Source organism: Paenochrobactrum gallinarii (assembly GCF_014205685.1).
Lineage (GTDB): Bacteria > Pseudomonadota > Alphaproteobacteria > Rhizobiales > Rhizobiaceae > Paenochrobactrum > Paenochrobactrum gallinarii.
On record NZ_JACIIU010000008.1, the window covers coordinates 91,419 to 110,248 of the forward strand.

Below are 18,830 nucleotides of genomic sequence, written 5' to 3' on the forward strand. Positions count from 1 at the left end.
CTTATAACAACAGCCCATATTAAACTAAAAGAATCACGTTGGGCATTGAAACAATATCGGTGATTGAGGGATGCGGCTTGTGCCGCCGGTGTTTTTCGGCTTCAATAGTGACAAAACATAAAGAAAAAAGTCAGCAGCGCTTTAACAACCATAAAAGATCAAGGGAACGGCGCTGATCAAGACTTCACAATAGGGAGTTAAGTGGTGCTGGATATTCTTATCGCAGAAGATGAACCCGCAATTTTAGAATCCCTTGAGTTTATCCTGCAACGAAAAGGCTGGAGCGTCGCCGCGGTCCATGATGGTGAGGCCGCTTTAGAAGCCCTCGTTCGGCTGCAACCGCGCTTATTATTGCTCGACATTATGCTGCCGCGTAAAAACGGCATGGATGTTTTAAAAACGATCCGTGCCCAGCCAGATCTTTATCAGGCCAATGTCTTGGTACTGACCGCGCGTGGCCAGCGTTATGATCGTAAAATGGCTTCGGATTTAAACGCCGACGGCTTTATTACCAAACCTTATTCCAACAGCGAGGTCATCGCCGAGGTTAGTCGTTTATTGTCGACCCCGCAAATTGTGGCGAGTTAACATGGTTCAAAATCGGAGTCATGCACGTCTTGCCCAAGGAGATGGCGATAAAAAACGCGATAATGCAGTGTTTTTGTTGCCTCTTTTCGGTTGTATTTTCTCTCTGCCGCCGATGATGAACCTGTTTAATCACAAAGTCCTCGTCTTCGGTATACCGCTCGCCTTTTTATATTTGCTTGGCGTTTGGTTTTTGATGGTTCTGATTGCTTTCCTGATTTCGCGTAAAAGCCGCAAAACAACATCACCCTCCCCTGACACCACACTTCAAACAGCCGATCTTAGCTCAGATCAGAACAGGCAAATGTGATGCTGTCACCGAATTTCGTTATTCTGACAGCCGTTGCCTATGTCGGGCTTTTATTTCTGCTAGCTTATATTTCCGATCAACGCGCGCAGCGCGGCAATGCCGGTTTTCTGCGCTCTCCTTTTATTTATACGCTTTCTATCTCGGTTTATTGTACCAGCTGGACATTTTACGGCGCTGTCGGCACGGCAGCACGTAGCGGGCTGGAATATATGGCCATCTATATGGGGCCGACTTTAGTTTTTGTCGGCTGGTGGTTTTTACTGCGCAAACTCATCCGCATCAGCCATGTGCAGCGCATCACATCGGTGGCGGATTTATTATCCTCCCGCTTTGGAAAATCCAGCCCGCTCGCAGTGTTGGTAACCCTCATCGCAGTGATAACCATTACGCCCTATATTGCACTGCAACTCAAAGCCATTACCGGCTCCATTCAGGTCATTTCCATTGCCAAAAGCGGCGGCGGGCTGGATGAGGTGAAACTTGCGCTTGGTGTGGCCATCGGTATGGCACTTTTCACCATTTTATTCGGCACCCGCAATGTGGACGCGCGCGAACAGCATCATGGCGTTGTTGCTGCCATTGCCTTTGAAGCCATTGTTAAACTGCTTGCACTGATTGCTGTTGGTATTTTTGTGGTTTTCAGCCTCGGAGGCGGTATGGAGCAGATTTATGCCCAGGCAGCTGAAACCGGTATTAATATTCATGAGCGCGAAAGTTTCGGCAGCCGCTGGGTAACCGTCTTATTTTTATCAGCCTGTGCCGTCATTTGCCTGCCGCGCCAGTTTCAAATCACTGTCGTGGAAAACTCCAATGAAGAGCATTTACGCACCGCTGGCTGGGCGTTTCCGGCTTATTTGCTGGTAATGAGCATTTTTACCATGCCGATTGCGCTTTATGGCCTTTCCACCATGCCTGCCGGTTCCAATCCGGATATGTTTGTGCTCACATTGCCGATGTCCACCGGCAATGACGGATTGGCACTTTTTGCCTTTATCGGCGGCTTTTCCAGCGCCACTTCAATGATTATTGTCGCCTCAATTGCGCTTTCCATCATGGTTTCCAACCATGTCGTTTTGCCAATTGCGCTGCGTCATTCCGACAATCTGGAAGCAGCAGGCGAGCGTGGTATTGCGCGGCTTTTGCTGCGCACAAGGCGCATTTCCATTGCCGCCCTTTTATGTCTCGGCTTTCTTTATTTTTGGTTTACCTCCAATTCCGATGCTTTGGCACCAATCGGGCTGATTTCCTTTGCCGGTGTCGCGCAATTATTGCCCGCTATGGTCGCCGCCCTTTATTGGCATGCAGCAACCGTTAAAGGTGCATTTTCCGGCATTCTCATCGGTTTTATCATCTGGGCATGGACATCCTTTTTGCCAAGCTTTGGCACAACCAGCCAAGTTGTCGCGCAGATCGTGGAATTTGGCCCATGGGGCCTGTCCATGCTGCGCCCTGAAGCGCTTTTTGGCATGGAAGGTTATGATCCGCTGGTACATTCCGTTTTCTGGAGTATGTTTTTTAACATCTCCACGCTGATTTCCGTTTCCATGCTCACCAATCAAAGCGTCATGGAGCACATTCAGGCAGCCTTATTTGTGGATGTATTTAAGCCCGGTCAGGCAGCGCAATCACATATCATTCAAGGCTCGGTCTCAACGGATGAACTTTTTTTCGTGGCCGAACGTGTGCTTGGCTGGTCACGCGCCAAAAACTTCTTCGATATCCATAATATTCCACGCGGTCACGGTCGCGAACGGTTTGAGGCTTCCGCTGAATTTATTGCCGAATTGGAGCGCAGTCTTGCCAGCTCCATCGGTTCTGCCTCTGCGCATCTGTTGCTCAGCAAAATTGTCGCCGGCGATATCATCACATTGGAAGAGGTGATGCGCATTGCCGATGAAACGCAACAAGTGATCGAATATTCGCATGAATTGGAAGAAAAATCGCAGGAACTACGCGAAACAGCACAAAAACTAACCGAAGCCAACGCACTTTTGCATGAATTGCACCGGCAAAAGGATGATTTTTTGTCTCAGGTAAGCCATGAAGTGCGCACCCCCATGACGTCAATTCGTTCATTTTCTGAAATTTTGCTCACCGATGATCAGCTCGACGACGATCACAAAAAGCGCTTTATAAATACAATCCATCGCGAAAGCATGCGTCTGACCAAGCTGCTGGATGAAATCCTCGACCTCAACGCTTTGGAGCATGGCGAACGCAACTGGGAAAATATCGAAGCCAATGCGGAGGAAGTTTTAGAGCGTGCGGTTGCCGTTTGCGAAGCATTGGCGCAACAAAGATCCATGATGGTTGAAAGCGGTGAACGGGTTAAAGAAGCCTGGGTACACACCGATCCCGACCGGCTTTCACAGGTGTTTATCAATATTATCGCCAATGCAATTGCTCATAATGATGCGGTCTTTCCAGTGGTAAAAATCAGCTCCTATATTGCTGCAGATCATTACCATGTCGATATTTCCGATAATGGCTCCGGCATACCGGAAGAGTTTAGACGCAGCATTTTCGATAAATTTGTGCGTGGTTCATCACGTGAAAACGCTCATGGCAGCCATGGTTTAGGCTTGGGGCTTAATATCAGCCACCGCATCATCACTAAAATGAGTGGTTCACTTCAACTGGTCAATAATGGACAGACCGGTGTTTGTTTCCGCATCAGCCTGCCTTTGCGCCAGCCTGTCAGTGCCTGAAACTCAAGGCGCTGATGCCGGTTCCTGCCGGTGACTGCAATCATAACGGATGCAAAGGCGGCAAGAAGGGCCGATCGGCACCGGTTTAGCGCTCAATTCCAGCCCTTTGCCATAAATGGTTCTGTCGGCATGCAAAATATCGCAAGCCAGCATCACCGAAAACACAAGCGGGCGATCACCAAAAGCAGAAACACGTTTCGGCACCGCTTTAGCGATCAGCAAATATTTGTTTCCATTGGTAAATTCAGAAATTTGCCGGATTGCGCTATTGGAAGCAAAAGCATCATAAAGTGGCCAGAGTAAACAACCATGCCCCGAAACCGGCAATGTAAATCCTGGAAGCGGAAAACGCTTACTCAAACGCCCTGCCATATCAGCGCGCAAAAAGCCAAAAGGTACGCCTTCTTGTCCCTTACGCCGCAATGTCACCAGCCGATGCGCCACCTGCTCAAAGCTGGAACTATAGATTTGCGCTAATAAATCAATGTCATAGAAATGTTCTTCCGCATCGTTAAAAAACGCTTCATAGGGCATCATAATCGCACCAGCGATATAAGATGATAGAGCATGTTCTGCGATACTGCGCGCTTCCGGTGAAGACAGGTTGAAAAGATCGGCCTGCGCGACAATCACATTTCGGCTTAGTTGAGCTGCATAAAGATTGGCCATCTGAAACTGGCGTGTCGCAGCTGTTGTATTACCGCGAAACCAAAGCGTGTCATTGCCCGCATCAAACCAATGCCCCCAACTGACATTTTGCTTTTCCGCCCATTTGCGGCAGCGGATTTTCAGCTTCTTCTCCAGCGCTAAAGTCAATGTTGTTTCTGAAAACTCTCCATGCGCTTCAATTTCACGGCGCAATTCAACAGCCGCCTCTTCCAGACGCGGATAATAATTTTCCCAGGCAATAATTGCCTCTTCCACCTCCTGCAAAGGCGTAATTGCTTTGCGCCGAGCGGTCGATTCATCAAAATAAGAAGCGAGATTTCGTACCGTGCTGGTCAGGCTGCCGCCTTCGCTATTTATCATGCCGGTGAAGCGATGCCGGTCAGAAGCATTCAAATCCGGCATGGTGAAAAGGATTTCCGCACTTGAGCGGATCGCGGCAATGCGGTTCAGCACTTCATGCAGCGTTTCCGACAAAAACGGGTCGGAACGCAGGCGGCTGGCATAGGCCTCCATATCTTCATTCGCATCCGTATAGGCCTGATAAAGCAGCTGAATTGCTTTTGCCGCTTCCGGATAGCGGGCGACAAAATCCGTCATTTCAATCGCGCTCAGGTCAATTTTTTGCAAAACCGGATCGGTCGCAATTTCCTGCAGAGCCAAAATCTGGCGCTGCTCGCTTCGGCCGGATAAATGCTCCACATCCAGATTGAGACGCTCGGCCAAACGCAATAATAATGCGCCACCAATAGCACGCTTGTTGCTCTCGATAAGATTTAAGTAACTGGCTGAAATGCCAACAGCTTTTGCCAGACTTGCCTGTGATTGCCCGGTCGCTTTTCTTTGCTTTCTGATCTGTAAACCGATGGGTGCGCGCATGGTAACTCCGGTTATGATTAAACAGATATGTAAATTATTGACAAAATAACATTTACAAAAACTATATTCTTTACAAATTCATGTAGCAATATCAATTTGTTATTGAAGTATATTTCTTTTGAACGACACTACTCCTTGGGAACAATAAGCATAAAAAAACTATGCTCGAGGAGGAGCTCATATGTCATTTCGTATCAACAGGCGTTCTGTTATCAAAGGTGCCGGTGCTGGTCTGGTGACCTCTCTCGCCACCCCGCTTGTATTCAGCAAAGGCGCTTGGGCGCAAGAATTTTGCAACAATCCTGGCAGCGGCAACCCTGTATTCGGTTTCATCGTACCACAAACCGGCTCTTATGCCGAAGAAGGTCTGGAGCAGCTGAAAGCCTATGAACTGGCTATCAAACATATCAATGGTGAAGGCGACGGCGGCGCTCTCAACACACTCAAACCACTATCCTTGAAGGGGAACGGTATCTTAGGTAAAAAAGTCGAGTTTGTAACGGGTGACACCCAAACAAACACTGACGCCGCACGCGATGGCGCACGCCGCATGATCGAACGCGACAAAGCCGTTATGGTAACGGGCTCCGTGACATCGGGTGAAGCGATTGCCGTACAGAGCCTTTGTCAGGAAAAAGGCGTGATTTACATGTCCGGCCTGACCCACTCCAATGATACCACCGGTAAAGACAAACGCCGTTATGGCTTCCGCCACTTCTTCAACGCCTATCAATCCGGTGTCGCGATTGCACCATTTTTGGCCGAAGAATATGGCCGCGAGCGCCGTGCTTATCACCTGACCGCCGACTATACATGGGGCTGGACACAGGAAGAATCCATCAAAGCCGCTACAGAAGCGCTGGGCTGGGAAACCGTCGCAACCGTGCGCACACCGCTTGGTCTTGGCGACTATTCGCAATATCTGACACCGGTGATGAATTCAGGCGCTGACGTGCTGATCCTCAACCACTACGGCCATGATATGGTCAACTCACTGCCGCAGGCCGTACAATTTGGTCTGCGTGACCGTCAGGCAAACGGCAAAAACTTTGAAATCGTTGTGCCGATGTTCTCTGAATTGATGGCTGTTGGTGCAGGCGAAGCCGTGAAAGGTATTTTCGGCACGTCCAACTGGCATTGGGCGCTTGATGATGAAGGTACCAAAGCCTTCACCAAAGCCTATGGTGAAGCCTATGGTTCACCGCCATCACAGTCCGCCCATACAGGCTATGTTCAGGCTATTCTTTATGCCGATGCCTGTGAGCGTGCCGGCACATTCTATCCGCCGGAAGTTATCAAAGCGCTGGAAGATTTTGAATTTGACGGTATGGGCAATGGCCCTACCCTTTATCGCGGCAGCGATCACCAGTGCTTCAAAGATGTGCTTGTGGTGCGCGGCAATGAAAATCCGACCAGCAAATTCGATGTTCTCAATGTGGTTGGCAAGGCAGCACGCGCCGATGTGACCTATGACCCGAGCATTTTTGGCGGTGAACTGGGCCCTTACGACCCTAAAACCTGCTGATCATAAAATACGGGCATTTTATCCGGCGCAAACCATGCGCCGGATAAATCATCATTTTCACCTTTTAAGGTTCTAACCCGCAGGAACAGATATGAACGCGTTATTTGCGCAATTGCTCAATGGTCTGGATAAAGGCGGTGCATACGCTCTTATCGCCCTTGGCCTTACGCTGGTCTTTGGTACGCTGGGCGTGGTTAACTTCGCTCACGGCGCTTTATTTATGCTTGGCTGCTTTTGTGCAGTGATGTTTCGCTATCTCATCACGATGGAAGTCGTCACCACAGACCCGACGAAACTCTCACCTTGGGGTGCACCGCTGGAAGTGCGCACACCACTGGTGCAGAACTGGCTTGGCGATTTCGGCGCGGTGCTTGTCGATTATTCGGTACCCATTTCCATCCTTCTGGCCGTTCCGGTGATGCTGATTATCGGTATCGTGTTGGAACGCGGCCTGATCAAACATTTTTACAAACGCACCCATGCCGAGCAAATTCTCGTCACTTTCGGGTTGGCGATTGTTCTGCAGGAAATCATCAAAAGCTTTTTCGGCGCCAATCCCGTGCCTCAACCGGTGCCGTCAGATTTACGCGGTGCGGCAGATATCGGCTCTTGGATCGGTATGCAGGCACACACCCTCACCTATCCGTGGTGGCGTCTTGTTTATCTCGTCTTCTCTTTAGCCGTTATCGGTGGGGTTTTTGCCTTTCTGCAATTCACCACTTTCGGTATGGTTGTACGCGCTGGTATGGCTGATCGTGAAACAGTCGGGCTGCTGGGCATTGATATTGACCGCCGCTTTACCGTGGTTTTCGGGCTTGCGGCCGTTGTGGCCGGTGTTGCAGGCGTTATGTACACGCCATTATTGCCGCCGAACTATCATATCGGCATGGACTTCCTTGTTCTCAGCTTCGTGGTCGTTGTGGTGGGCGGTATGGGCTCGCTGCCGGGCGCTGTTATTGCCGGTTTCCTACTCGGCATCCTGCAATCTTTCGCTTCGATGACCGAGATTAAGTCAATTATTCCGGGCATTGACCAAGTCATTATCTATCTGGTGGCTGTGGTTATTCTGCTGGTACGTCCGCGTGGTCTGATGGGACGCCGCGGTGTGATGGAGACCTGATAGCCATGTTTTCACTATCCAGAAAAGACACGCTTACATTTGCAATTTTTGCGCTGGTTGTGATTGCCATGCCTTTATGGCTTGCCCCTATCGGCGCAGCCTATCCGGGTTTGATGCAAAAATTCGCCATCTACGCCATCTTTGCAATCGGTTTTAACATTCTTTTTGGTCTTACCGGCTATTTAAGCTTCGGCCATGCCGTATTCTTAGGCGTCGGCTCTTACACCGCAGTTTGGTCATTCAAGCTTTTTTCCATGGATATTATACCTGCCACCCTGCTGGCAGTGGTAATGGCTGGTATTTTTGCCCTGATCATCGGCTTTTTCAGCCTGCGCAGATCCGGTATTTACTTCTCCATTCTGACCCTCGCTTTTGCGCAAATGAGCTACAGTCTGGCCTATTCAGTGCTCACTCCGATCACCAATGGTGAAACCGGCCTACTTTTGGCGCGCGATGATCCGCGGGTTTTCGACAAAATGGTCGGCGCTACCACCAGCGGCACCGGTCTGCCGACACCAAGTCTGTTCGGTATGGAAATCAGTGGTTATTTCGGCTTCTATATCTCGGCTGTTCTGCTGATCCTGGCTTTCTATCTGTCGCAGAAAATCTTTGCCTCTCCTTTTGGCATGGCACTACGCGGCATCAAATCCAATCAGACCCGTATGGTCTATACCGGATTTAACACCAAGCCTTATATGCTTTCGGCCTTTGTTATTTCAGGTATGTTCGCAGGACTTGCAGGCGCTCTTCTTGCCGTTACCGACCCGATTGCAGGTGCCGAGCGCATGAAATGGACAGAATCCGGCAATGTTGTGCTTATGACCATTTTAGGTGGTGTCGGCACGCTCACAGGCCCTGTCATTGGCGCATGGCTGATCAAATATTTCGAAAATATTTTCTCCGCCATCAATATCAACACGCTGCATAAAGCCTTTTCCTTCTTACCGGATGGTTTGGAAAATGTAGTTGTCACCGTGCTTTCCAAATTTGTCGGCGAAGGCTGGCACCTGACCCTCGGCCTCATCTTTGTGCTGATCGTCGTGTTCCTGCCAGGTGGTTTGGTTGAAGGTTACCAGCGCTTGTTAAAAAAGCTCAGGCCAGAACCCAAAACCGCCAAAGCCCTTCATCCGCAACCCGCAGAATAGGATTATGATGTCATGAGTGAGACACCAGGTAATATTGTTCTGCATGCAGCAGATGTATTTAAAAACTTTGGTGGTTTGCAGGCTTTGTCCGATATTGACCTGCAAATCGAAGAAGGCAAAACCCACGCGATTATCGGCCCCAACGGGGCCGGTAAATCAACACTCCTTAATGTGATCATCGGGCGTATTCCGCCAAGCAGTGGTGCTGTTGTCTTTGACGGCACTATTCTGACCGGTAAAAAGCCGCATGAAATCAATCAGCTCGGTATCTCCCGCGTTTTCCAAACACCGGAAATCTTTGCTGATCTTGATGTTTTGCAAAATGTTATGGCACCGGCATTTGCCCGCCGTGATGGTGCGTTTAAAGTCAATATGTTCCGCTCTGTCGCCAAGGAAGCCGAAATTCGCGATGAAGCGGAGGCTTTGCTTAATGATATCGGTCTTTATAATCATCGTGAAAGCCTGGCTGGCGTTTTATCGCGCGGTGACAAAAGACGGTTGGAGCTTGCCATGTGCCTGATCCAGCGCCCGCGTTTGCTGCTGCTGGATGAGCCAACTGCGGGTATGTCGCGCCACGATACCAACACCACCATTGAACTGCTCAAAAAAATCAAAATGACCGGCATGACCAAGGTCATCATTGAGCATGACATGCATGTTGTGTTTTCTTTGGCCGATAAAATTTCAGTGCTGGCTCAGGGCAAGATTATCGCAACCGGCCTGCCGGAAGAGATTAAAGACGATCCACGCGTAAAAATGGCTTATCTGGGAGGGATTGAGGAATGAGTGCAGTCTCAATGAAAAAAGAGGCAATCTCTGCCGCCAATAATAGTGATCCTTCGCAGGAGTTTTTCGCCATCCGCGACCTTCACGCCTATTATGGCGAGAGCTACATTGTTCAAGGTGTTAATCTCGACATTAAAAAGGGTGAAATTCTGGCGCTCCTTGGCCGAAATGGTGCAGGAAAAACCTCTACCATGCGCGCCATTGCGCGTTTAGCCGAGCCGGAAGCCCGTGCGGGTGAAATCTGGCTTGAGGGCCAGCCTTTACACACCATGAAATCCTACCAGGCCGCGCAAGCCGGCATTCAATTGGTGCCGGAAGATCGCCGTATTATTCCGGGCATGACAGTGGAAGAAAACCTGATTTTGTCGCAAATTGCACCGAATAAAGGCTGGAGTTTAGAGCAAATTTACGCGCATTTTCCACGTTTGGCCGAGCGGCGTAATCAGGAAGGCGTGACGATGTCAGGCGGTGAGCAGCAAATGCTGGCCGTAGCACGCGCGCTTGCGCGTGACGTGAAGCTTCTGCTGCTGGATGAGCCTTATGAAGGCTTGGCACCGGTTATCGTCAAGGAGATCGAAAATATCGTCTATGATATTAAAGAGCGCGGCATTACAACGATCATCGTCGAGCAAAATGCAGTTGCAGCTTTGCGACTTTCTGACCGGGCGGTGATCTTGGATTCCGGCGAGCTGGTCTTTAGCGGCAGCGCCAAAGAATTGCTCGATAATCCTGAACTTCGCAACGAGTATCTGGCGATATAAAATTATCAAGCTTCAAATCATCAAAAGCCCCGCATAAAAGTGATTTCATGCGGGGCTTTTTTTTGGGCTTCTTTTACTTTTTAACTCAGCGGCCAGAAGAAAATCAATGCAGGCACCGCCACAAGAGCAATAATTGCTGACAGTGGCAGACCGAGCCGCGGATAATCGCTGAATTTATAACCACCTGGACTCATCACCAGCATATTGCACTGATGACCAATGGGGGTCAGAAAATCGCAACCAGCGCCAATGGCAACCGCCATGAGGAATGCTTCCGGCTTATAACCTAAACCAGCGGCAAAACTCGTGGCAATCGGTGCCATCACCAGCACAGTTGCCGCGTTATTGAGAAACGGCGTGACAGCCATTGCAGTCAGCAAAATCATTGCCAATGCGCCTGATGGCGGCAGATAAGTGGCGACCATTGACAGGCCTTCAGCAATCAAATCTGTACTGCCCGTTGTGCGCAAGGCATCACTGACCGGAATGAGTGCGGCCAGCATGATCAAAATTGGTCCGTCAATTGCCGAATAAATCTCATTGATCGGGATCACTTTAAACAAGATCATCGCCACAGCTGCGGCAAAGAAAGCAATCGACACCGGCAAAAGCCCTAATACAGTCGCCATGATCGCGACGACCAGAATTGCCAAAGGCACCAGTCCGCGGCGCACGCTGCCAAGCAAAATCGTGCGCTTGGCAAGTGGCAAACAACCAAATTCGCGCAACAATGGCGGTAAAATGTTTGCACGCCCCTGCAACACAATCACATCGCCAAAACGAAACTCTACTTCGCCTAAGCGCTGCGTAATACGTTCTTCCTCACGGCTAACCGCCAGCAGGTTCACATCATAACGACTATAAAGATCGAGATTACGCGCCGACATACCAATCAACGGCGAATTCTTCCCGATAACGGCTTCAATCGCCTCAATCTCTTCAGAACCGTCCGTATCATTCGGATTACGATTTTCGGCGATTTGAAGCTTACCATTGCTGATAACTGCATCCAGCGCTTTGGAATCACCTTCCAGCAACACCACATCGCCTTCTAACACGGTGCGGTCAGGCAAAGGCGTGATGCGGCGGCCATCGCGGATGATCGCGGTAATCATCGCATTACCTTCCGCAGGTTTAATCAGTTCAACGATTGTTTTGCCGATGACGCTGGAATTTTTGGCAATTTTTGCTTCCGATGCGTAGTTTCTGATCGCAATCGCATCCGTTGCAGAGACATTTTCCTTTTTTCGCTCAGGGATCAGCTTGTAGAAAAAAGCCAAGTAAAGAATACCCACAACGGCAAGCGTAGCGCCAACAGGGGTAAAATCAAACATAGTGAAACTATCGCCCACCATTTCGGCGCGCAAGCGCGAAACGACAATGTTAGGCGATGTGCCAATCTGCGTCATCAATCCGCCAAGCAAAGCGCCAAAAGCCATTGGCATTAAAAATACCGATGCCGATACATTGGAGCGACGCGCAAATTGAAACGCCACCGGTATCATAATCGCCAAAGCGCCGACATTTTTGATAAAAGCCGATAAAACTGTCACAACAGCAACCAGAATGACCAGTTGGATGCGTACAGAAGACACTTTCGGAAAAAATTTCTGAACTGCTGCTTCCATCAAACCGGAACGCGCTACCCCTGCGGAAACGATGAGAGCGCTGCCGACAATAATGACAATTTCATCACTGAAACCACTAAATGCCTTATCATAAGGCACAACACCAACCGCGATACCTAATAATAGCGCACACACAGCCACGAGGTCATAACGAAACTTGCCCCATAAAAAGGCAGCCATCATCAGCGCAATTGTTCCAGAGGCCAGAATTTGGGGTAATGTCATCAATAAAAATCCCTGTTTCAGCCTGAACCGCGGAGAAGAATCATTCTCAGTATGACCGAAATTAGAAAGAATTTCCGAAAAAGGAAGGATACATCTATATAATTAGACAGAGAATCATGCAAATAACCATTGCTTTTACCCTCAAAGCAATGATTTAAAGCTTTATATTATCAATTACTTATCAAACGCCGAGATAGCGCTCCTGCACATCGGCATCAAGATTATCCGGTGTCCCCCGCCAAACCGTCACACCTTTTTCTAAAATCACGCACTGATCGGCGACAGGCAATAATTCCGACAGAGTTTTATCAACGACGATAATGGACTGTCCGGTGTTTTTTAAAGCCCGGATCGCTTTCCATATTTCCTGCCGGATAACAGGTGCCAACCCTTCCGTTGCTTCATCCAGCACGATCAGCTCCGGATTGGTCATTAAAGCGCGCCCTACCGCCAGCATTTGCTGCTCGCCGCCCGAAAGCGTCTGAGCGGATTGCTGGCCGCGTTCTTCAAGACGCGGAAAAAGCTTACGCACCCCTTCAATCGTCCATTCGCCATGACGCGCTGAAGCCAGCAGATTTTCATTAACAGTCAGATTAGGAAAACAACGCCGTCCCTCCGGCACAAGTCCAAGGCCGAGACGGGCAATCTTGTAAGGCTTTTGCTTGGTGATATCGGTACCATTGAATACCACTTTGCCACGTTTTGCCGGATTAAGCCCGAAAACAGAGCTGATTGTAGTGGTTTTACCCATACCATTGCGCCCCATCAGCGCCAGCACCTCACCTTTGGCAATGGAGAGATCAACGCCGAACAAAGCCTGTGAAGCGCCATAAAATGTCTCGAGCTGTTCAATTTGCAGCAACATTTAATGCCCCTCCCCCAAATAAGCTTCCCGCACCAGCGGATTGTTACGAATTTCACTAACGCTTCCCGTCGCAATGACGCGGCCATAGACCAGCACAGAAATGCGATCTGCGAGCGCGAAAACCGCATCCATATCATGCTCAACCAGCAAGATCGGGGCTTCATCGCGTAATTTATCAAGAAAGCCGGTGAGCGCCAGTGAGCCTTCCGGTCCCATACCAGCCATCGGTTCATCCAGCAACAGTGCTTTTGCCTGCAAAGCCAGCACAATTGCGATTTCTAATTGCCGCCTTTCACCATGAGAAAGCTCTGCGCTGGTGATTAAGCGACGCTCATAAAGCCCGACGCGTTGCAAAATCTCTTCTGCTTCATCCACCAGCGCGAGATCCGTAATCGCTGATTTCCAAAAGCGAAAACTTGAGCCTTGCCTTGATTGCAGTGCCAAAGTGACATTACGCAGTGCTGAATATCCTGGCATCAAAGATGAAATTTGAAATGTCCGCCCCAGACCGCATTGCGCGCGCTCTGCTACAGACAGATCGGAAATTTCCGCGCCATTGAAGTGAATTGTCCCGCTGTTTTGACGCAAAGTGCCCGCAATTTGATGGATCAGCGTTGATTTGCCCGCTCCATTGGGGCCAATAAGCGCATGAATCTCACCTTTACGTAAATCAACGCTGACATCATCCGTGGCTTTAAGAGCACCAAATGTCTTCTTTAAGTTCTGAATGGAGAGAATTGGTTCAGCCATGACGTGCCCTCCCCGCAATGAGGCCTATCAATCCGCCACGTGCGAACATCACCACACCCAACAAGATCAGCCCTAAGAAAAATTGCCAATGCTCCACCGTGCTGCCCAAAGCAAACTCAAACAGAACATAAAGCACAGCACCTGCCAAAGGCCCGAACAAACGCCCCGTTCCACCCAAAACGATCAGCACAATCAGCTCACCCGACATATGCCATGACAACATTGTCGGACTGACAAAGCGATTAAGATCAGCAAAAAGCGCCCCCGCCAGCGCGGTGATCATCGCTGAAAGCACAAAAGCCGTCAAACGGATCTGAAACGGTTTGATACCAATGGAGGCAAGCCGCACCTCATTTTGGCGCGCGCCTTGTAGTGCCGCACCAAAGCGTGAATTTGTCAGCCGCCAAAAGCCATAAATCACCGCCATCAACACCAGATAAGCAATCAAAAACAGATTAAGCGGATCAAATGTATTGAGACCGAAAAACGTATTGCGCACAGGCATGGACAGGCCGTCTTCACCACCATAAGCCGGCCATGAGATGGCGAAATAATAAACCATCTGCGCGAAAGCGAGCGTAATCATGATAAAATAAACACCGGAAGTGCGCAAACTGATCGCACCAATCACCAGTGCTGCAAGCCCTGCAACCAGCATCGCGACAACCCAGATGACCAGCATCTGATTGGTTGCACCAATAGCAAACGGCCATTCAATAAAGGGCGTGCCGGACATGGCATGAGTGGCAAAAATGCCCGCCACATAGCCGCCAATGCCAAAAAACGCCGCATGACCGAAGGAGACCAGCCCGCCAAGACCAAGAGCCAGGTTTAAACCTGTTGCTGCAAGTGCCAAAACCGCAATGCGGGTGGTTAAATTGAAATAAAACGGCTCGCCGATCCAATAAGCCACCATTGCGACCAATGGCAAAACGAGTGCGAGGAAAAGATTGAGAAGAGTTTCTGTTTTCATCACACTTCCCTATCGCTCAGTCACAAACAGGCCTTTTGGCCTGAATGTCAGAATAATCGCCATAACAATATAAATCAGCATGGAAGCAAGGGCTGTACCAGTTGTGGAGGCCTGTGATGGCGGAATGAACAGCGCAAACAGCTTTGGCAGCAAAAAACGCCCCATTGTATCTACTACGCCCACCAGAATTGCCGCATAAAGCGCGCCTTTAATCGAACCGATACCGCCAATAACAATCACCACAAAGGCCAGAATAAGCACCGGTTCACCCATGCCAACCTGCACCGATTGCAAAGCTCCCACCAGCGCACCGGCAAAACCAGCAAGTGCCGCACCAAGCGCAAAAACAATCGTATTGAGCTTAGCAATATCAACTCCCAATGCGCTGATCATTTCACGATCAGATTCACCGGCCCGAATACGCATTCCAAGACGCGTTTTGTTGATGAGAAGGTAAAGCCCCAGCGCGACCAAAATACCAGCGCCGATAATCGCTAAACGATATAGCTGATAATGCGCCCCGCCCGGCAATGTAACAGAGCCCTGTAACAGGGGCGGAATGTCGAGATAAAGCGGAAATGAGCCGAAAACATAGCGCGTTGCATCGGAAAATATCAAAATCAGCGCGAAAGTCGCCAAAACCTGATCCAAATGCTCGCGCCCGTAGAGCCTTCGCACAACGGTAATTTCCATCAATGCGCCAGCCGCCGCAGCGCCTGCGAGACTTGCCATCAGCCCGATCCAAAATGAGCCGGTATAAGCCGCAACTGCCGCACAGGCAAAAGCGCCAATCATAAAAAGAGAGCCATGAGCAAGGTTGATAATGCCCATAACACCGAAAATCAGGGTCAGCCCTGCCGCCATCAAAAATAGCATTACGCCAAATTGCAGGCCGTTGAGGAGCTGTTCAATAATAAGAGCCAGCGACACACGATCATCCTGTGGTTAAATGTGGGAAGACTGTTTAAGCGCCTGCCGTAAAAACCTGATATATCAATAAGTTAGTTAATCAGGTGATTAAAACATGCGAATGCTCCCTACACGGCATCCGCATGTTTCAATGGCTTGGATTTAAACGCTTGAAACCACAGCGTTTTTACATTTTGCACTCGGACGCGTAAGCATCTTGATGGTCGGTGAAGGATGTCGCTACGATCTTGTTGGTCAGCACGCCATCTTCTTTAATCACTTCACGGATATAAATATCCTGAATCGGGTGATTATTATTGCCGAATTTAAACTTGCCACGAACGCTGTCAAAATCTGCTTCTTTCAAAGCAGCGCGGAAAGCATCTTTGTCTTTAATGCTTGCTTTCGTCGCAGCTGACAAAATCAGATTAGCAGCATCATAACCTTGGGTCGCATAAAGCGATGGGATGCGGCCAAACTCAGCTTTAAACGCTTCGACATATTTCTTGTTGGCTGCGTTATCGAGATCTTTCGACCAATGCGACGAGTTTTTCACACCCAGCGCTGCATCACCAATCGCGGCCAAAACATCCTGATCGAAGGAAAACCCTGGTCCCATCACCGGAATGTCAACGCCAGACTGTGAATATTGCTTCATGAAAGCAATGCCCATGCCGCCTGGTAAGAAGAAGTAGACAGAATCTGCACCGGAGGCGCGGATTTCAGCAATTTCAGCCGCATAATCGGTCTGTCCAACTTTGGTATAAACTTCACCAGCCAATTCGCCTTTGAAGAAACGCTTGAAACCAGTCAGCGCATCCGTACCTGCCGGATAATTTGGCGCGAGGATGAAAGCTTTTTTATAGCCTGCATCATTGGCATAATTGCCAACAGCTTCATGCAAATTATCGTTCTGATAAGCGGCATTGAAGTAGTTAGGGCTGCATTTTTCACCTGCCAAAGCCGAAGGCCCCGCATTGGTGGAGATATAAATCTTATCTTGTGCGACAGCGCCTGGCACCACAGCCATCGCCAAATTCGACCAAACAATACCGGTAAGAATGTCTACCTTATCGCTCTGAATCATTTTATCGGCAATTTGCACCGCCAATTCAGGCTTTTGCGCATCGTCTTCAACAACGACTTCAATATCTTTATTGCCGGCCTGTTTCAAAGCCAACAAAAAGCCGTCGCGAATATCAACGCCAAGCCCCGCTCCTCCGCCGGACAATGTGGTGATCATTCCCACTTTAATAGGTTCGGCCAAAGCTGTGCCGGAAAGCAACATGCTAAGCCCTAAAATAGCTGATGATAGTTTTCTCATGAAATTCCCCTCGCTCTTTATTTTTATTCGTTTTGTTCTTTGCTAGCATAAATTCAAGCAATTTCCAGAAGCGTTTTTATTAGAATATGTTCCGGATCACTTAATCCGTCTATAATATTTAAGTGGTGCTTACCCGCCTCGCCGACAGAATAAGTATCACAATCGAACCCACGCCAGACATTCGCATGCAAAGCACTTTGTCTAATAAATTCAGGGAGTTCTGCGCCGCCGACCCATGTTGTCAGCTTGGCTCCGCTGACAGGCTCCAACAAAGCCGGGCTTTCTGTATAAGCCTGATCATCATCAAGCCGTAAAACCGCGTTCATTTGCGTTTTCATCAATGGCCGTAAGTCACTTAAACCTGAGATCGAAACCGTATTTTTTATTCTTTGCTGCGTTTTCACCTCAAGTGGCGATGTTTTTGTAATCATACGGCCGACAATCTGGCCACCAGCTGAATGCCCGACCAGATATACCGGCCCATTGATTTTTTGTGCTGCGTGGTGAATTGCTATGGCCACCTCACGCACAATATCTCCAATCAAAGCATCAGGGCATAAAGTGTAAGAAACGACTGCAACTGCATAGCCGTGAGCAAGAGCCCCAGATGCTAAATAAGAAGAATAAGACTTATCAAGCTTCATCCAGTAGCCGCCATGAACATAGACGACTAAGCCCTTAATGCTTTGATTCTTTTTATCTTTTTTATTGACCGGAAAAAACAAATCGTAATGGTTACGTGGCAATGCCCCGTAAGCAATATCGGCTTCCAATCTTTCATCTTGCTGTGCCTTTTCGCGAAATTTAAGCGATTTCTCTTGCCATAACAGCGGATAATCCGCCGAATTGGCAACATGCAGCACATTGGAATAAGCCAGATCCCAATCTGTTTTTATCCTCTCATTCAAACTTCGCACCTCCCCGTGTGTTCAGTCGAATTTTGCTGCCCGTTTCTTTTTACCATGATAATATGCGTGGCAACGCCCCTATTGTCGACACAAGATGAAAATAATTTCAAGCATGAAGTTTCATACTTGAAATTATTTTGTTTGGTGTCAGGATGGATGAGTGAATAAGATATCCGTTTTTGGGAGGAAACAATGTCTTATATGACCATACTGCTTTGGCCGGATGAACCTCGCTAATGCCAGAAAACAAAGTTTTAGCGTCCAAAATGACATGTGCTGACCGTTTAACATCAAAGCAAAACCTGCGCGTTTGGCTGAAAGTTCTTAAAACGACCAAGCATATTGAAGCTATGATTCGCGAAAAACTTCGTGATGAATTCGATACAACATTGCCCCGTTTCGACGTGATGTCCGCGCTTTATCGTTTTGATGAAGGATTGCGCATGTCGGAACTATCCGCCGCCTTACGCGTTTCAAACGGCAATGTTACCGGCATTATTGAACGGCTGGTTTCTGATGGTCTTGTCATCAGAGAAACCGTTTCTGGTGACAAACGGGCAACCATTGTGCGGTTGACAAAAACTGGCAAAGCTAGCTTTGAAACCTTAGCCGACGCACATGAAAAATGGATTGACGACGTCTTGCAGGTTTTGGAGCCTGAACAAAGCGCCGCGCTTTTAACGATAATGGATGAAATTGACCACTCCCGTGGTTTTACTGAAGGCTGACCTCCCACAGCCTGCCTATTGTTTTATTTAAAACA

General features: G+C 48.9%; 17 protein-coding genes. 9 read left to right on the plus strand and 8 right to left on the minus strand.

What is annotated here, in order from left to right:
* The first annotated feature begins 201 nt into the window (after positions 1-201).
* The 3 genes from FHS77_RS09770 to FHS77_RS09780 are packed head-to-tail and all read left to right on the plus strand — an operon-like array spanning position 202 to position 3,603.
* Entirely contained in the window at positions 202-588 is a 387-nt protein-coding gene (locus FHS77_RS09770) for a response regulator transcription factor (RefSeq protein ID WP_343060990.1), read from the plus strand.
* A gap of 1 nt (position 589) precedes the next feature.
* Positions 590-895, plus strand: a complete 306-nt coding sequence (locus FHS77_RS09775) for a hypothetical protein (RefSeq protein WP_184222812.1) — start codon at positions 590-592, stop codon at positions 893-895.
* Positions 895-3,603 carry a sensor histidine kinase gene (locus FHS77_RS09780; RefSeq protein WP_184222814.1) on the plus strand — a complete coding sequence of 903 codons (2,709 nt, stop codon included), beginning with the start codon at positions 895-897 and terminating at the stop codon, positions 3,601-3,603. The genes FHS77_RS09775 and FHS77_RS09780 overlap by 1 nt, the downstream gene beginning before the upstream one ends.
* A 3-nt stretch (positions 3,604-3,606) precedes the next feature.
* Here the strand turns inward: FHS77_RS09780 and FHS77_RS09785 are convergent, their stop codons facing one another.
* Positions 3,607-5,148, minus strand: coding sequence for a helix-turn-helix domain-containing protein (locus FHS77_RS09785; protein WP_184222816.1), 1,542 nt, complete (start codon positions 5,146-5,148; stop codon positions 3,607-3,609).
* A gap of 181 nt (positions 5,149-5,329) precedes the next feature.
* On the opposite strand from FHS77_RS09785, the gene FHS77_RS09790 reads away from it, so the two are divergent.
* From FHS77_RS09790 to FHS77_RS09810, 5 genes are all read left to right on the plus strand, one after another.
* Positions 5,330-6,673 (plus strand): substrate-binding protein, encoded by a 1,344-nt coding sequence (locus FHS77_RS09790; protein ID WP_184222818.1) that lies wholly within the window; start codon positions 5,330-5,332, stop codon positions 6,671-6,673.
* Between the two features lie 91 nt (positions 6,674-6,764).
* The gene (locus tag FHS77_RS09795; protein WP_184222819.1) at positions 6,765-7,793 is read left to right on the plus strand and encodes a branched-chain amino acid ABC transporter permease; all 1,029 of its coding nucleotides are present in this window, start codon (positions 6,765-6,767) and stop codon (positions 7,791-7,793) included.
* A 5-nt stretch (positions 7,794-7,798) separates the two neighbouring features.
* Positions 7,799-8,938: a branched-chain amino acid ABC transporter permease gene (locus tag FHS77_RS09800; protein ID WP_184222821.1), complete on the plus strand. Its 1,140-nt coding sequence runs from the start codon at positions 7,799-7,801 to the stop codon at positions 8,936-8,938.
* 12 nt (positions 8,939-8,950) lie between these two features.
* Positions 8,951-9,724 (plus strand): ABC transporter ATP-binding protein, encoded by a 774-nt coding sequence (locus tag FHS77_RS09805; RefSeq protein WP_184222823.1) that lies wholly within the window; start codon positions 8,951-8,953, stop codon positions 9,722-9,724.
* 11 nt (positions 9,725-9,735) lie between these two features.
* Complete coding sequence (locus FHS77_RS09810; RefSeq protein ID WP_246431288.1) at positions 9,736-10,485, plus strand: ABC transporter ATP-binding protein; 750 nt, start codon at positions 9,736-9,738, stop codon at positions 10,483-10,485.
* A gap of 80 nt (positions 10,486-10,565) precedes the next feature.
* Here the strand turns inward: FHS77_RS09810 and FHS77_RS09815 are convergent, their stop codons facing one another.
* The 7 genes from FHS77_RS09815 to FHS77_RS09845 all read right to left on the minus strand — a co-directional run bounded on the left by FHS77_RS09815 (position 10,566) and on the right by FHS77_RS09845 (position 18,022).
* A complete protein-coding gene (locus tag FHS77_RS09815; protein WP_184222827.1) occupies positions 10,566-12,338 on the minus strand; it encodes an SLC13 family permease in 1,773 nt (590 codons plus the stop codon).
* A gap of 181 nt (positions 12,339-12,519) precedes the next feature.
* Entirely contained in the window at positions 12,520-13,203 is a 684-nt protein-coding gene (locus FHS77_RS09820; RefSeq protein WP_184222829.1) for an ABC transporter ATP-binding protein, read from the minus strand.
* Positions 13,204-13,953 (minus strand): ABC transporter ATP-binding protein, encoded by a 750-nt coding sequence (locus tag FHS77_RS09825; RefSeq protein ID WP_184222831.1) that lies wholly within the window; start codon positions 13,951-13,953, stop codon positions 13,204-13,206.
* Complete coding sequence (locus FHS77_RS09830) at positions 13,946-14,926, minus strand: branched-chain amino acid ABC transporter permease (RefSeq protein WP_184222833.1); 981 nt, start codon at positions 14,924-14,926, stop codon at positions 13,946-13,948. Before FHS77_RS09830 ends, FHS77_RS09825 begins: the two co-directional genes overlap by 8 nt.
* A gap of 9 nt (positions 14,927-14,935) precedes the next feature.
* Positions 14,936-15,856 carry an ABC transporter permease subunit gene (locus FHS77_RS09835; protein ID WP_184222835.1) on the minus strand — a complete coding sequence of 307 codons (921 nt, stop codon included), beginning with the start codon at positions 15,854-15,856 and terminating at the stop codon, positions 14,936-14,938.
* Positions 15,857-16,022: 166 nt separating this feature from the next.
* A complete protein-coding gene (locus FHS77_RS09840; protein WP_184222837.1) occupies positions 16,023-17,159 on the minus strand; it encodes an ABC transporter substrate-binding protein in 1,137 nt (378 codons plus the stop codon).
* A gap of 53 nt (positions 17,160-17,212) precedes the next feature.
* Complete coding sequence (locus tag FHS77_RS09845; RefSeq protein ID WP_343060991.1) at positions 17,213-18,022, minus strand: alpha/beta hydrolase; 810 nt, start codon at positions 18,020-18,022, stop codon at positions 17,213-17,215.
* Positions 18,023-18,303: 281 nt separating this feature from the next.
* Here FHS77_RS09845 and FHS77_RS09850 point away from each other — a divergent pair, with 281 nt between their 5' ends.
* The gene (locus tag FHS77_RS09850; protein WP_246431287.1) at positions 18,304-18,795 is read left to right on the plus strand and encodes a MarR family winged helix-turn-helix transcriptional regulator; all 492 of its coding nucleotides are present in this window, start codon (positions 18,304-18,306) and stop codon (positions 18,793-18,795) included.
* Positions 18,796-18,830 lie beyond the last annotated feature (35 nt).